Origin of the sequence: Burkholderia sp. Bp9015, from assembly GCF_003853505.1 — a bacterium.
In the GTDB taxonomy this organism is placed as follows: Bacteria; Pseudomonadota; Gammaproteobacteria; order Burkholderiales; family Burkholderiaceae; genus Burkholderia.
This window is the reverse complement of the sequence record NZ_QTPZ01000029.1, coordinates 23,868-38,058: the sequence shown is the minus strand read 5'-3', so window position 1 is coordinate 38,058 and position 14,191 is coordinate 23,868. Positions and strand designations below refer to the sequence as shown.

Below are 14,191 nucleotides of genomic sequence, written 5' to 3'. Positions count from 1 at the left end.
GTTTCGACGCATATGACGATGGACAACGAAATCCTCACCACGCCCGCGCTGATCGCGCGGGCTGCCGCGCGCCACGGCGCGCATCCGGCGATCGAGTCGGAGCACGGCCGGCTGACCTACGCGGAACTCGATGCGGCGCGTCTCGAGGCGGCGCGCGCGCTGCTCGCGAGCGGCATCGACGCCGGCGATCGGATCGCCGTATGGGCGCCGAACCTGCCGCAATGGATCGTCGCGGCGCTGGCGATCCACACCGTCGGCGCGATCCTCGTGCCGGTCAACACGCGGATGAAGGGCATGGAGGTGGGCGGCATCCTGCACGACGGCGGCGCGCGGCTGCTGTTCTGCTGCGGCACCTTCCTCGGCGAATCCTATCCGGCGCTGCTCGCGCCGCACCGGCCCGCGACGCTCGAACGCGTCGTCGTGTTCGACGGCGAGCCGCCGTCCGGCGCGCACGATGAAACCTGGGATGCATTCCTCGCGCGCGGCGCGGCGGTGCCGCTCGCCGCCGTGCGCGAGCGGGAGGCGCAGGTGACGCCGGATACCGTGATGGACCTGATGTTCACGTCCGGCACGACGGGCCGCCCGAAGGGCGTGATGACCGCGCACGGGCAGAACCTGCGCGCCGCGCAGGCGTGGGCGACGATCGCCGGCGTGCGCCGGGACGACCGCTACCTGATCGTCAATCCGTTCTTCCATACGTTCGGCTACAAGGCCGGCTGGCTCGCCGCGCTGTCGAGCGGCGCGACCGTGCTGCCGCATCTCGTGTTCCAGCCGGCCGACGTCTTGCGCCGCATCGCCGACGAACGCGTGTCGGTGCTGCCCGGCCCGCCGACGCTGTACTACGCGCTGCTCGATGCGCCCGATCGCGCGACGCGCGACCTGTCGTCGCTGCGGATCGCGGTGACGGGTGCGGCCGCGATCGCGCCGAGCCTGATCGAGCGGATGCGCGCCGAGCTCGGCTTCGAGACCGTGCTGACCGGCTACGGACTGACCGAATCGTGCGGGTTCGCGACGCTGTGCCGCCACGGCGACGACGCGGAGACGGTCGCCTGTACGTCGGGCCGCCCGATGCCGGGTGTCGAGTTGCGCATCGCGGGGCCGGACGGCGCGGCGCTCGGGCCGGACGAGACCGGCGAGATCTGGGTGCGCGGCTACAACGTGATGCGCGGCTACTTCAACCAGCCGGATGCGACGCGCGAAGCCGTCGACGCCGACGGCTGGCTGCATACCGGCGACCTCGGCTGTGTCGACGCGAACGGCAACCTGAAGATCACCGACCGGATCAAGGACATGTTCATCGTCGGCGGCTTCAACTGCTATCCGGCCGAGATCGAGCGGCTGCTGGCCGCGCATCCGGCGATCGCGCAGGTCGCGCTGGTCGGCGTGCCCGATACGCGGCTCGGCGAGGTCGGGCATGCGTATGTCGTGTTGCGTCCCGGCGCGCACATCGATGCCGACGCACTGAACGACTGGGCGCGCAGCAACATGGCGAACTACAAGGTGCCGCGGCATTTCACGTTCGTCGAACAACTGCCGACGAGCGCGGCCGGCAAGGTGCTGAAGTACCGGCTGCGCGCGGGCACCGAAGCGGCGGCCTGAACGCCGGCGCACGGCACGAAATCAACGGGACGAACGGATGAACGACAACGGATTTCCGCAGGGCGCGGTACTCGTGTTCGGCGGCAGCGGCGGAATCGGGCAGGGCGTCGCGCTCGAATTCGCGCGCGCCGGCGTGCCGGTCGCGCTCGGTTACCGCAGCAAGGCCGAGGTGGCCGAGCGCGTCGCGCGCGAGGTGTGCGCCGCAGGCGTCGCGGCCACCACGCATTGCGCGGACGTGACCGCTCCCGCGCAGATCGATGCCGCGCTCGCGGCCGCGATCGGCGCGCACGGCCGCGTGCACACGATCGTGTGGGCGGCCGGCCCGTTCGTGAACCAGCGTCGCATCGGCGACATGACGCACGACGACTGGCGCCGTGCGATCGAGGTCGAGACGGTCGGCTTCTTCAATGCGGCGAAGGCCGCGTTGCCGCATTTCCGTGCGTCGGGCGGCGGGTCGTTCGTCACGCTCGGCTCGGCCGGGCATCTGCGCTGGCCGGATCGCGACGGTTTGTCGGTCGCGCCGAAGGCGGCGAACGAGGCGCTGGTGAAGGGGCTCGCGCGTGAGGAAGGCCGTCACGAGATTCGCGCCAACTCGATCCTGGTCGGCGTGATCGAGGCCGGGATGTTTCCGGTGCTGCTCGAACAGGGGCAGTTCGACCAGGCGTGGATCGACGACACGCAGAAGATGCTCGCGCTCAAGCGCTGGGGGAAGGCGCACGATATCGGGCGTGCGGCGGTGTTCCTCGCGTCGGATCGCGCGAACTACATCACGGGGCAGCAGTTGAACGTCTCGGGCGGGTACGGGTTGTAGCGGATGCGCGGAGCCCGCTCGGGAGAGCGGGCCCGGCAGACGAACGTTCGGTTGCTTTCGGCGCCGAATCCGCCGTATCGATCCCGGATCTTCGCGCCGCAGGCGCCCGGGAGCGACTGCCCGCATGCATGCGTCGAAGCGCATGAACGGCCGTCGCGGCGGCAACTGGTTGCGCGCGCACCGTCCTCGGTATTCACCCTGATCCGCGCTGCGCGCTTCTCGCATCCTGACCACGCGCGACTCGCGCGAGGTCACGTCGATGAAACATTTCCTGCCATGCGTGACGTCACACGTGCTTGCACGCCGTTGCGATGTCGCGCGTGCCGACAGCCGCGCGTGCTTGCCCGGCGCGCGTCGCGGCACCCGATGCATCGCTCCGCTGCATCGGGCACGGTGCTGACGTGCCGAAAACAGATGCGTTCCTGAAACATTTCCGTCGATTCTCCCCCGCATCACCGCGGACGTTTGGCCGCGACGCTTGTCCCGTGCCGGTTCGCGCCGCATGGCACATGCCTTGCGGTTAGGTCGGGGCCGCTCGACACAATCGCGACTGATGGCAACGACAAATCGCGGGAGCGGCACGTAACGACATCGAAATATCGGGGATCGGATCGAGCCGCGGGATAGCGGCCCGTCGTGCCGGACACGCTGCGTCGTATCGGCGGCACGCACGGGCATCGTACGCTCGATCCGTCAAACAGCAAGCTTGCTTGCAAGATGTCGTGCCGGGGGACCCGCCGCGCGTGGCGACGTGCGCTGCACGTGGCGGGTCGGCGCGCCCGGCACATGTCGGGGGGACGCCCGTGAAAATGACAGTGAACCAATGGGCAGCGCTGGCGATGGTAGTCACGGCCGGCGCGCACGCACAGGAAATCTACCTGCAGGGCGGCACGCAGGGCGTCGGCATCGGCGCGGCCGTCAGCTTCAATTCGGTGCTGGGCGCGCACGCGGATTTCAACGCGATCAATCTGACGCATGACTTCACGGTGGCCGGCAACCGCTACCAGGACGACATCAAGTTGCGGCAAGGCGGCCTGTATGCGGACATCTTTCCGTGGCGCGGCAGCGGCTTTCGCGCGACGATCGGATTGCGCTTCAACGACGACGATATCCGCGGCGTGTCGGTGCCCACCGACGGGACCTACGTGTTCGCCGGCAAGCGTTATCCGGCGCTCCCCGGGATGTACGCGGTCGCGGAGGCACGCTATCCGACCGTGATGCCGTATGTCGGGATCGGCTACGGGCACCGGCCGGCGTCGAAGGGGCTCGGTTTCGTCGCCGACCTGGGCGTCGCGTACGGCATCCCGCGCTGCTCGTACACGCTGTCGCCGCAACTCGCCGCCGCGGCCGGACCGCAGAAGAGCCAGATTCTGACCGCCAGCGGCCTCGACGAACTGAACCGCGTGATGTCGCGGTATCGGTGGTACCCGGTGCTGCAGATCGGCATCTCGTACCGGTTCTGAGCGGGACGCGCGTTATGGCACGGCCGCGCTCCGGCCGTTCGACGCTTTCGTGCCGTGGCCGCATCCGCAGACCTTCCCGTTGCCTGTTGCTCGACTGCCGGAACGTCCGGCCGAACCGGCTCGAATCTATCGTCCTGGCACTCACCTGGACCGTGCCGGCCCAGGCGTTCGTCGCAGTCGTTACCGGCACGATGTCGTCGATCGCGTCCGTGATTCTGGTCGCGGTGCTGGTGATGGTCGTGCGGCGCGCGTCGGATTCGACGCCGCGCCGCGCCTGACATCCCGTTCCAGCGCAGACCACCCGTCGGTGAATGGCCATTCGGCCGTCTTTTTTCGTCGCCGCGGCTGGATTACCTTGGATCACAGCAGTTCGACGCGTCGGGCCGACGGCGGAACGTGGGTGGCTTCATGCCGTCCGCTGCCGCCGGCCAACGCCGACACCCGGCTTCCGTCCGATCACGACGATGATAGCAATGCTTGCAATTCACCGCGTTGGCGCTATCATTGATAGCAATCTGGATGGAGGGACTCATGGCAAATCTTCTGGTGCGTAACGTGGATGACAGTATCGTTCAGAGCCTTCGAGAGCAGGCTGCGGCGAACGGCAGGAGTGCCGAGGCCGAACATCGGGCCATTCTGGCCGATGCGCTCGGCCGGCCGAAGCGAAGGACATTCGCGCAAGTGCTGATGAGCATGCCGGACGTCGGCGAAGACGCGGATTTCCAACGTGTTCAGGATTCCGGCGAGGTCAGGCGTGTTTTTGATTGATACGAACGTCATCAGCGAGATCAGGAAGGGCAAGCGAACCAACCGCGGCGTGCGCGGGTTCTTCAGGCAGGCCGAGGCCGACGCGAGCCCGCTTTACCTGTCGATCGTCACGGTGGCCGAACTTCGGCGCGGCGTCGATCTGATCCGCCATCGCGGCGATCATCCGCAGGCGTCGGCGCTCGAGGCATGGATGGCGACGATTCTGTCCGGCTATGCGTCGAATATCCTGCCGGTCGATCTCGAGACCAGCCAGATGTGGGGCCATTTGCGCGTACCCGATCCGGCCCACGCACTCGACAAGCTGATCGCGGCCACCGCGCTGATCAACGATCTCACGGTCGTCACGCGCAATGTCGACGATTTCGCCCGCACCGGCGTCCGGCTGCTGAACCCGTTCGAGTGAGCCGGGTTGCCGCGTCGCGGCAATCCGCCGTCGCTTCCCGCCTTCTTCCGTTGCGCGTTCTCCGTCGCGCATCGCCCGCTTGCAACCCGTATCGCCGGGCTTTAGCGCGCGTCCGATTCCCGTTCCTCTCCCGGCCGGCGTCGTCCTGAAAGACCCGCCCGCTCTCGTCCCAACAGACGATGTGACGCCATCCCCGACCGGCCAGAATCCTTTCACGAACAACGGATTCTGAACCTGGAGGAGGCCGACATGATCGATGTCCGTGCGCTCGGCTACGTCGTCGTCGAGGCGACCCGCGTCGATGCGTGGCGCCGCTACGCGGAAGACGTGCTGGGCATGCAGGTGCTCGACGCGCCCGACGGCGCGCTGTACCTGAAGATGGACGAGCGCGATTTCCGCTACGTGATCGTCCCCGGCGCGACCGACCGCTATTTCGCGTCGGGCTGGGAATTGCCCGACGGCGCCGCATTCGACGCCGCGCTGACGGCACTGCGGCAGGCGGGTGTCGAGGCCGTGCGCGCCACGCGCGACGAAGCCGCGCTGCGCCGCGTGCAGACGATGGCGTGGTGCACCGACCCGTCCGGCAACCGCCACGAGTTGTACTGGGGCGCGCGCTGCGACTTCCGCCGTTTCGTGTCGCCGCTGGGCGTCGCGCGCTTCGTCACCGGCGACATGGGGCTCGGCCACGCGGTGCTGCCCGCGCCGCAGTTCGACGCGACCGACGCGTTCGTGCGCGGCGTGCTCGGCTTCGAGCTGTCCGACATCTACCGCGTGAAGTTCACGCCGGACCCCGCCGAACCCGAGAAGCGCATTCACTTCATGCACTGCCGCAACGCGCGCCATCACAGCCTCGCGCTGTTCGAGATGGCGGTGCCGTCGGGCTGTGTGCACGTGATGGCCGAAGTCGACTCGATGGACGAAGTCGGCCGCGCGCTCGATCGGGTCGCCGCGCACGACGTGAAGATGTCGGCGACGCTCGGCCGCCACTGCAACGACCAGATGATCTCGTTCTACATGAAGACCCCCGGCGGCTTCGATCTCGAATACGGCTTCGGCGGCCTCACGGTCGACTGGTCGAAGCATGCGGTGTTCGAGGCCACGAAGGTGAGCCAGTGGGGCCACGATTTCAGCATCGGATACCGGTAAGCCAGCACGATGACGATGAAACCTCTCGACAAGACGATGTCCGCGCGCGACGTGGTCGCGCAACTCGCCGACGGCATGACGATCGGCATCGGCGGATGGGGGCCGCGGCGCAAGCCGATGGCACTGGTGCGCGAGATCGCGCGCTCGAACCTGAAGGACCTGACGATCGTCGCGTACGGCGGCGCCGACATCGGCCTGCTGTGCGCGGCCGGCAAGGTGCGCAAGGCGGTGTTCGGCTTCGTGTCGCTCGACGTGATTCCGCTCGAGCCGCATTTCCGCCGGGCCCGCGAACAGGGCCGCGTCGACGTGCTGGAACTCGACGAAGGGATGCTGCAGCTCGGCCTGCGCGCGGCCGCCGCGCGCCTGCCGTTCCTGCCGACGCGCGCCGGGCTCGGCACCGCGCTGCTCGATCACGCGCCGCAGCTGCGCACGGTGCAATCGCCGTACGACGACGGCGAAACGCTGCTCGCGATGCCGGCGATCGAACTCGACGTCGCGCTGCTGCATGTGAACGCGGCCGACCGGATGGGCAACACGCGCATCGACGGTCCCGATCCGTTCTTCGATGCGTGGATGGCGCGCGCCGCGCAGCGCTGCTACGTGTCGGCGGAAACGGTCGACGCGTCGCTCGCGAGCGACGACCTCGACGCCGCACGCCGCAACCCGTTCGAGCGCTCGCTCGTCACCGGCGTCGTGCATGCGCCGGGCGGCGCGCACCCGACGTCGTGCGGGCCGGACTACGGCTGGGACCTGCCGCACCTGCGCGCGTACTGCGCGAGCGCGGAAGACGATGCGAAGACGGCGGCTTACCTGCGCGACGTGGTCGGCCAGGACGAACGCCAGTATCTCGAAGGCGTCGGCGGGCTGTCGCACGTGACGACGCTGCCGTTGCCGATTCTGTAAAGGAGCGCCTGTGAGCGAATCTCTCGACCATTCCCTCGCGGAACTGATGATCGTCGCGTCCGCGCGACTCTGGCGCGACGACGGCGAAGTGCTGGCGACCGGCATCGGCACGGGCCCGCGGCTCGCGGCCGGCCTCGCGCGGCTCGCGTACAACAGCGGGCTGATGCTGACCGACGGCGAAGCGTATCTCGTCGAGGCGCCGATCCCTCTCGGGCCGCGTCCCGACGGCTATCGCGTGCAGGCGAGCGGCTGGATGACCTACGAGCGCGTGTTCGACTGCCTGTGGCACGGCCGCCGTCATGCGCTGGTGATGCCGACGCAGATCGACCGTTTCGGCCAGGCGAACATCTCGTGGCTCGGCGACGACTACACGCGTCCGAAGACGCAGCTGCTCGGCGCGCGCGGCTTCCCCGGCAACTCGACGAACCACGCGAACTCGTTTTTCGTGAGCGGCCACGGCAAGCGCACGTTCGTCGCAGGCGAAGTCGACATGGTGTGCACGGTCGGCTACAACCCGGCGCGCCGGCTGCCTGGCATGAAGACCTTCGTCGACCTGCGCAGCATCGTCACCGACCTGTGCGTGATGGATTTCGGCGGGCCCGACCACGCGATCCGCGTGCGTTCGCTGCATCCGGGCGTGAGCTTCGACGAAGTGCAGGACGCGACCGGCTTCCCGCTGATCGCGGCGCCCGACCTCGGCACGACGGCCGCGCCGAATGCGGAAGACCTGCGCATCGTGCGTGCGCTCGACCCTCACAACCTGCGCGCGACGATCGTGCGCAACAATCCGGCGCCGCGCCGCGGATGAGGTCCGACATGGAAGCGACCCAGATGACGTTCGGCGACGGTGTCGTCGACTACGCGGTCGAGGACGGCATCGCGACGATCACGATGAACCGTCCCGAGTATCACAACGCGCAGAACTCGAAGATGACGTATGCGCTCGACGCGGCGTTCCGGCGCGCGGCGCACGACGACGCGGTGAAGGCGATCGTGCTCGCGGGCGCCGGCAAGCATTTCTCGGCGGGCCACGACATCGGCACGCCGGGCCGCGACATCCACGAGTCGTTCGACCGCGCGTCGCTGTGGTACGACCACGTCGACAAGGAAGGCGGCGAATTCCTCTATGCGCGCGAACAGGAGGTGTACCTCGGGATGTGCCGGCGCTGGCGCGACCTGCCGAAGCCGACCATCGCGATGGTGCAGGGCGCGTGCATCGCGGGCGGGCTGATGCTCGCATGGGTGTGCGACCTGATCGTCGCGTCGGAGGATGCGTTCTTCGCGGATCCGGTCGTGCGGATGGGGATTCCCGGCGTCGAGTATTTCGCGCATGCGTACGAGCTGAACCCGCGCATCGCGAAGGAGTTCCTGTTCCTCGGCGAGCGGATGCCGGCCGAGCGCGCGTACCAGATGGGCATGGTCAACCGCGTGGTGCCGCGCGAGCGGCTGCGCGATGCAACCTACGCGATCGCCGCGAAGATCGCGACGATGCCGCGCCTCGGCCTCACGCTGACCAAGCAGGCGTTGAACCACGTCGAGGAACTGCAGGGCAAGCGCGCGGCGATGGACGCGGCGTTCGCATGGCACCACTTCGCGCATGCGCACAACGAGCTAGTCAGTGGCGACCGCCTCGGCGGCTACGACGCCCGCAAGATGGCCAGCTCGCAGCGCAAGCCGGAACCGGCGGACGACGAAGCGCAGGCCGATGCGGCACCGGCCGCCGTCAACGGAGCCGCCGCATGAGCACGACGTTGCATACGCCGCTGTGCGACCTGCTCGGCTGCCGCTACCCGATCGTGCAGACCGCGATGGGCTGGGTGGCCGACGCGCGGCTAGTCGCGGCGACCGCCAACGCGGGCGGCTTCGGCTTCCTCGCCGGCGCGACGCTCGAACCCGGGCAGGTCGAGGCCGAGATCCTGAAGGTGAAGTCGCTGACCGACAAGCCGTTCGGCATCAATTTCCACATGTTCCAGAAGAACGCCGCACAGGTGGTCGATCTCGCGATCAAGCACCAGCTGCGTGCGGTCAGTTACGGCCGCGGGCCGGACGCGAAGACGATCCGACGCTTCAAGGACGCCGGCATCGTCTGCATGCCGACCGTCGGCGCGCCGAAGCACGCGTCGAAGGCGGTCGAGCTCGGCGCGGACATCGTGACGGTGCAGGGCGCGGAAGGCGGCGGCCACACGGGCTCGGTGCCGACCACGCTGCTGCTGCCGAAGGTGTTCGACGCGGTGCGGGTGCCGGTCGTCGCGGCCGGCGGATTCTTCGACGGCCGCGGGCTGGCGGCCGCGCTCGCGTATGGCGCAGCCGGCATCGCGATGGGCACGCGTTTCCTGATGAGCGCCGAATCGCCGGTGCCGCGCGAAACGCTCGACCGCTACGTCGCGGTCGGCGACCCGGCGCGGATCCGCGTGTCGGACGCGCTCGACGGGCTGCCGCAACGGATGATCGACAACCCGTACCTGCTGAAGCTCGAACGTTTCGGCCCGCTGCGCCGCACGTGGTTCGCGCTGAAGACGGCCGAAGCGTGGCGGCGACAGAACGGGCTGAGCACGGGCGACATGCTCGGCCTCGCGATCAAGGCGCTGCGCTCGCACGACTACACGGCGAGCCAGACGCTGATGGCCGCGAACGCGCCGTTCCTGATCCAGCGCGCGATCGTCGAGGGGCGGCCGGACGAAGGCGTGCTGCCGAGCGGCCAGGCGGCCGCGATGATCGGCGCGATCGAATCGTGCGACGCGCTGATCGCGCGGATCGTCGCGGAAGCCGGCGAGCGGCTCGACGCGCTGGCCGCATTGCGCGGCGCGGCCGCGGCACAGGCTGCGTGAACAACATCACAGGGAGGCTTTGGAGATGACTGCATCCAATCAACCGGGCGGCGCGACGCCGTTCCGGATCGAGCGCGCCGACGGCATCGCCGAACTGGTGATCGCCCATCCGCCCGTGAACGCGCTCGATGCGCAGGGCTGGCATGCGCTCGCGCGCGCGCTCGACGCGCTCGGCGAAGACGACGACGTGCGCGTGATCGTCGTGCGTGGCGAAGGCCGCGGCTTCTGCGCGGGCGTCGACATCAAGGAACTCGCCGCGCATCCGGAGCGGATCGTGTCGGTCAACGCGGGCAACTACGAGACGTTCCGCGCGGTGCACCGCAACCCGAAGCCGGTGATCGCGGCCGTGCACGGTTTCGTGCTCGGTGGCGGGATCGGCATCTGCGGCGCGGCGGACATCGTCGTCGCGGCCGACTGCGCGCGCTTCGGCGTGCCGGAGATCGATCGCGGCGCGATGGGCGGCGGCGCGCATCTGCAACGACTGTTCGGCGTGCAGAAGGTGCGCGCGATGTACTTCACCGGCGACATGATCGACGCAGCCGAGGCGTACCGGCTCGGCGCGGTCGAGCAGGTCGTGACGCGCGACGCGTTGCGCGACGCGGCGCTCGCGATCGCCCGCAAGATCGCAGAGAAGAGCCCGGCGATGGTGCGGCTCGCGAAGGAGGCGCTGAACGGCGTCGAGGACGGCGATCTCGAGGGCAAGTACCGCTGGGAGCAGGGCTTCACGCTGCAGGCGTACATGACGAACGACTCGACGGAGGCGCGCGCCGCATTCGTCGAGAAGCGCGACGCGCGGTTCGACGCGCAGGCAGGCGTCGAGGAGGCACGCGCATGAACCTGACCTATACGCCGCAACAGCAGGCGTTCCGCGCGGAAATCCGCGCATGGCTCGCCGCGCACGTGCCGCGCGAGCGGCTGCCGAGCTTCGATACCGAGGAAGGCTTCGCCGCGCACCGCGAATGGGAGCGCACGCTGCACTCGGGCCGCTGGAGCATGGTCACGTGGCCGCGCGAACTCGGCGGGCGCGGCTGCGACCTGATCGAGTGGCTGATTTTCGAGGAAGAGTACTGGCGCGCCGACGCACCGATGCGCGTGAACCAGAACGGCATCTTCCTGCTCGGCCCGACGCTGATGGATTTCGGCACGGACGCGCAGAAGGCGCGCTTCCTGCCCGCGATGGCGGCCGGCGAGCACGTGTGGGCGCAGGGCTGGTCGGAGCCGAACGCGGGTTCGGACATGGCCGCGATCCGCACGACGGCGATCCGCATCGGCGACGAATACGTGCTCAACGGCCAGAAGATCTGGTCGACCCGCGCGGTGTGGGCCGACTGGCTGTTCGGGCTGTTCCGCAGCGATCCCGAATCGTCGCGTCACCACGGGCTCACGTTCCTGATGGTGCCGCTGTCCGCGCCGGGCATCACGGTGCGTCCGATCCGCCAGCTCAACGGGCAGACGGGCTTCGCGGAAATCTTCTTCGACGACGTGCGCGTGCCGGTCGAGAACCGCCTCGCGGCCGAAGGCGCGGGCTGGCAGGTCGCGATGGCGACGGCCGGCTTCGAGCGCGGGCTGATGCTGCGTTCGCCCGCGCGGTTCCAGCGCACCGCGCAGGCGTTGCGCGACCTGTATCTCGCGCACCGCGACAGCGCGGATCGCGACCCGACGCTGCGCGAACGCGTGGTGTCCGCGTGGATGGACGCGCAGGCGTACGCGCTGTCGACCTATGCGACCGCCAGCCGGCTGCTGAAGGGCGGCCATATCGGCGCGGAATCGAGCACCAACAAGGTGTTCTGGTCGGAGCTGGACCTGCGGATGCACCAGACCGCGCTCGACATTCTCGGCGCGCACGGCGAGGTCGTCCCGCAGACGGCCGCGCAGCACGCGACGCTCGGCAACTGGCTCGACGGCTTCCTGTTCGCGCAGGCCGGCCCGATCTACGCGGGCACCAACGAGATCCAGCGCAACATCGTCGCCGAACGGATGCTCGGCATGCCGCGTGCGTGAGCGCGCCGGCGATTCCCTCACTGAACGGACATCGTATGGATTTCGTATTCGATGAAGACCAGGAAGCGCTCGCGGACAGCGTGAAGCGCCTGCTGATGACCGAGATGACCCCGGAGCTGATCCGCGAGCTGTGGGCCACGCCGACCGGCCGCTCCGACGCGCTGTGGTCGCTGTTCGCGTCGCAGGGGCTGACCGCCGTGTCGGTGCCCGAAGCGCACGGCGGCCTCGGCCTGACCGAAGCGGAATGGGCGCTGCTCGCGCAGGCCTACGGCTATTTCGGCAGCCCGGAGCCGCTGCTCGACACGGCGCTGGTATCGGCCGGCGTGCTCGCGCGGCTGCCCGCCAGCGGCTGGCGCGACGCGCTGCTGCGCGACATCGCCGAAGGGCGCGCGCGTGTCGCGTTCGTGCATCCGGTGAACCCGTATGCGGCCGACGTGCACGTCGCGCAGGCGCTGCTCTGCGAGCACCGCGGCGAGCTGCACCGCGTCGATCCCGCGCAGTGCGCGTGGCGCGCGGTCGACAGCGTCGACCCGTCGCGGCGCCTGTTCACGCTCGACTGGGAACCGTCGGCGGCCACGCGCATCGCGGGCGCCGACGAAGCCGGGCCGCTGCTCGATCGCGCGCTCGACCACGGCGCGTTCGCGGTGGCCGCGCAGTTGCTCGGCCTCACGCAACGCGTGCTCGACGTCGCGATCGACTACAGCGCGCAGCGCAAGCAGTTCGGCAAGGCGATCGGTTCGTACCAGGCGCTCAAGCACCTGCTCGCCGACGTCGCGATCCGCTACGAGTTCGCGCGGCCGGTGGTCGCGCGCGCGGCTCAAGCGATCGCCGACGATCACCCGCAGCGCGCGGTGCTGGTGTCGCACGCGAAGCTTGCGGCGAGCGCCGCCGCGCAGCTGGCCGCGCGCCACACGATGCAGGTTCACGGTGCGATCGGCTACACGTGGGAGCTCGACCTGCAGATCTTCATGAAGCGGATCTGGGCGCTCTCCGGCAGCTGGGGCGACACCGCGTTCCACAAGGCCCGCGTGGCCGACGCGATCCTCGGCGACGCATTGCCGATCGGCCCCGCGCAGACCTTCGACTTCGAGGAAACCAATCAATGAAACAAGCCTATATCGTCGACGCGCTGCGCACGCCGACCGGCCGCCGCAAAGGCGGGCTCGCACACGTGCACGCGGCGGACCTCGGCGGCTTCGTGCTGAAGACGCTCGTCGAACGCAACGCGATTCCGGCCGACGAATACGACGACGTGGTGTTCGGCTGCGTCGACACGATCGGCCCGCTCGCGGGCAACATCGCGCGCACCTGCTGGCTCGCGGCCGGGTTGCCGCTGCAGGTGCCGGGCGTGACGGTCGACCGCCAGTGCGGCTCGTCGCAGCAGGCCGTGCACTTCGCCGCGCAGGCCGTGATGAGCGGTGTGCAGGACGTGGTGGTTGCGGGCGGCGTGCAGACGATGACGCAGATCCCGATCTCGTCCGCGATGACGAGCGCGGTGTCGCTGGGTTTCAACGACCCGTTCTCGGGCAGCACCGGCTGGCGCGCGCGTTTCGGCGACGCGCCGGTATCGCAGTTCGTCGCCGCGCAACGGATCGCCGATCACTGGAACCTGTCGCGCGACGCGATGGAACGCTATGCGCTGGAGAGCCATCGCCGTGCGGTGGCGGCGATCGAGGCCGGCCATTTCAAGCGGGAAGTCGTGCCGCTCGAAGGCGTGCAACACGATGAAACGCCGCGCCCCGACACGTCGCTCGACAAGATGGCGACGCTCGAACCGCTGATGCCGGGCGGCTCGCTGACGGCCGCCGTCGCGAGCCAGACCTGCGATGCGGCCGCGGCGCTCTTGATCGTGTCGGAAGATGCCTTGAAGCGCTACGGCCTCACACCGCGCGCGCGCATTCATCACTTGAGCGTGCTCGGCGACGATCCGCTGTGGATGCTCACCGCGCCGATCCCGGCGACCAAGGTTGCGCTGACGAAGAGCGGGCTCGACTGGGCGCAGATCGACGTCGTCGAGATGAACGAGGCGTTCGCGTCGGTCGCGCAGGCCTGGCTTGCCGACACGCGCTTCCCGCACGAAAAGACCAACCCGAACGGCGGCGGCATCGCGCTCGGCCATCCGCTCGGCGCGACCGGCGCGCGGCTGATGACGACGCTGCTGCATGAACTGGAACGCACCGGCGGACGTTACGGGATGCAGACGATGTGTGAAGGCGGTGGTCTCGCGAACGTCACGATCATCGAGCGCCTGTGAGCGCGTCACTTTCAC

Annotated in this window: 15 protein-coding genes; all 15 read left to right on the top strand. The window is 69.1% G+C overall.

All coding sequences use genetic code 11. The annotated features are described in order from the left end of the window. Positions 1–12: 12 nt before the first annotated feature. Positions 13–1,599, top strand: coding sequence for a FadD3 family acyl-CoA ligase (locus DIE12_RS26780; protein ID WP_124521996.1), 1,587 nt, complete (start codon positions 13–15; stop codon positions 1,597–1,599). Between the two features lie 37 nt (positions 1,600–1,636). Then, positions 1,637–2,410: an SDR family NAD(P)-dependent oxidoreductase gene (locus DIE12_RS26775; RefSeq protein WP_124521994.1), complete on the top strand. Its 774-nt coding sequence runs from the start codon at positions 1,637–1,639 to the stop codon at positions 2,408–2,410. 809 nt (positions 2,411–3,219) lie between these two features. Further along, positions 3,220–3,873, top strand: a complete 654-nt coding sequence (locus DIE12_RS26770) for a hypothetical protein (protein WP_124521992.1) — start codon at positions 3,220–3,222, stop codon at positions 3,871–3,873. 86 nt (positions 3,874–3,959) lie between these two features. Further along, the gene (locus tag DIE12_RS26765) at positions 3,960–4,151 is read left to right on the top strand and encodes a hypothetical protein (RefSeq protein ID WP_260426906.1); all 192 of its coding nucleotides are present in this window, start codon (positions 3,960–3,962) and stop codon (positions 4,149–4,151) included. A gap of 253 nt (positions 4,152–4,404) precedes the next feature. Next, positions 4,405–4,641 carry a FitA-like ribbon-helix-helix domain-containing protein gene (locus DIE12_RS26760; RefSeq protein WP_014899176.1) on the top strand — a complete coding sequence of 79 codons (237 nt, stop codon included), beginning with the start codon at positions 4,405–4,407 and terminating at the stop codon, positions 4,639–4,641. Then, complete coding sequence (locus DIE12_RS26755) at positions 4,628–5,044, top strand: type II toxin-antitoxin system VapC family toxin (protein ID WP_185500362.1); 417 nt, start codon at positions 4,628–4,630, stop codon at positions 5,042–5,044. Before DIE12_RS26760 ends, DIE12_RS26755 begins: the two co-directional genes overlap by 14 nt. A gap of 249 nt (positions 5,045–5,293) precedes the next feature. Beyond that, positions 5,294–6,190: a VOC family protein gene (locus tag DIE12_RS26750; protein ID WP_124521990.1), complete on the top strand. Its 897-nt coding sequence runs from the start codon at positions 5,294–5,296 to the stop codon at positions 6,188–6,190. A 9-nt stretch (positions 6,191–6,199) separates the two neighbouring features. Continuing rightward, positions 6,200–7,093 carry a CoA transferase subunit A gene (locus tag DIE12_RS26745; protein ID WP_124521988.1) on the top strand — a complete coding sequence of 298 codons (894 nt, stop codon included), beginning with the start codon at positions 6,200–6,202 and terminating at the stop codon, positions 7,091–7,093. 10 nt (positions 7,094–7,103) lie between these two features. Continuing rightward, complete coding sequence (locus tag DIE12_RS26740) at positions 7,104–7,901, top strand: CoA-transferase subunit beta (protein ID WP_124521986.1); 798 nt, start codon at positions 7,104–7,106, stop codon at positions 7,899–7,901. A gap of 8 nt (positions 7,902–7,909) precedes the next feature. Continuing rightward, positions 7,910–8,836: an enoyl-CoA hydratase gene (locus DIE12_RS26735; RefSeq protein WP_044845673.1), complete on the top strand. Its 927-nt coding sequence runs from the start codon at positions 7,910–7,912 to the stop codon at positions 8,834–8,836. Further along, positions 8,833–9,921 carry a nitronate monooxygenase family protein gene (locus tag DIE12_RS26730; RefSeq protein WP_124521984.1) on the top strand — a complete coding sequence of 363 codons (1,089 nt, stop codon included), beginning with the start codon at positions 8,833–8,835 and terminating at the stop codon, positions 9,919–9,921. Before DIE12_RS26735 ends, DIE12_RS26730 begins: the two co-directional genes overlap by 4 nt. Positions 9,922–9,946: 25 nt before the next feature. Beyond that, positions 9,947–10,756 (top strand): enoyl-CoA hydratase family protein, encoded by an 810-nt coding sequence (locus tag DIE12_RS26725; RefSeq protein ID WP_124521982.1) that lies wholly within the window; start codon positions 9,947–9,949, stop codon positions 10,754–10,756. Then, positions 10,753–11,922, top strand: coding sequence for an acyl-CoA dehydrogenase family protein (locus tag DIE12_RS26720; protein ID WP_124521980.1), 1,170 nt, complete (start codon positions 10,753–10,755; stop codon positions 11,920–11,922). Before DIE12_RS26725 ends, DIE12_RS26720 begins: the two co-directional genes overlap by 4 nt. Before the next feature lie 35 nt (positions 11,923–11,957). After that, positions 11,958–13,028 carry an acyl-CoA dehydrogenase family protein gene (locus tag DIE12_RS26715; RefSeq protein ID WP_124521978.1) on the top strand — a complete coding sequence of 357 codons (1,071 nt, stop codon included), beginning with the start codon at positions 11,958–11,960 and terminating at the stop codon, positions 13,026–13,028. Further along, positions 13,025–14,176: an acetyl-CoA C-acetyltransferase gene (locus DIE12_RS26710; RefSeq protein WP_124521976.1), complete on the top strand. Its 1,152-nt coding sequence runs from the start codon at positions 13,025–13,027 to the stop codon at positions 14,174–14,176. Before DIE12_RS26715 ends, DIE12_RS26710 begins: the two co-directional genes overlap by 4 nt. Positions 14,177–14,191 lie beyond the last annotated feature (15 nt).

Bases quoted from the DNA above. Each gene is read 5' to 3' on its own strand.
- DIE12_RS26780 (WP_124521996.1), top strand. From the start codon at position 13: ATGACGATGGACAACGAAATCCTCACCACGCCCGCGCTGATCGCGCGG.
- DIE12_RS26775 (WP_124521994.1), top strand. From the start codon at position 1,637: ATGAACGACAACGGATTTCCGCAGGGCGCGGTACTCGTGTTCGGCGGC.
- DIE12_RS26745 (WP_124521988.1), top strand. From the start codon at position 6,200: ATGACGATGAAACCTCTCGACAAGACGATGTCCGCGCGCGACGTGGTC.
- DIE12_RS26730 (WP_124521984.1), top strand. From the start codon at position 8,833: ATGAGCACGACGTTGCATACGCCGCTGTGCGACCTGCTCGGCTGCCGC.
- DIE12_RS26715 (WP_124521978.1), top strand. From the start codon at position 11,958: ATGGATTTCGTATTCGATGAAGACCAGGAAGCGCTCGCGGACAGCGTG.
- DIE12_RS26735 (WP_044845673.1), top strand. From the start codon at position 7,910: ATGGAAGCGACCCAGATGACGTTCGGCGACGGTGTCGTCGACTACGCG.
- DIE12_RS26760 (WP_014899176.1), top strand. From the start codon at position 4,405: ATGGCAAATCTTCTGGTGCGTAACGTGGATGACAGTATCGTTCAGAGC.
- DIE12_RS26725 (WP_124521982.1), top strand. From the start codon at position 9,947: ATGACTGCATCCAATCAACCGGGCGGCGCGACGCCGTTCCGGATCGAG.
- DIE12_RS26750 (WP_124521990.1), top strand. From the start codon at position 5,294: ATGATCGATGTCCGTGCGCTCGGCTACGTCGTCGTCGAGGCGACCCGC.
- DIE12_RS26720 (WP_124521980.1), top strand. From the start codon at position 10,753: ATGAACCTGACCTATACGCCGCAACAGCAGGCGTTCCGCGCGGAAATC.
- DIE12_RS26770 (WP_124521992.1), top strand. From the start codon at position 3,220: ATGACAGTGAACCAATGGGCAGCGCTGGCGATGGTAGTCACGGCCGGC.
- DIE12_RS26710 (WP_124521976.1), top strand. From the start codon at position 13,025: ATGAAACAAGCCTATATCGTCGACGCGCTGCGCACGCCGACCGGCCGC.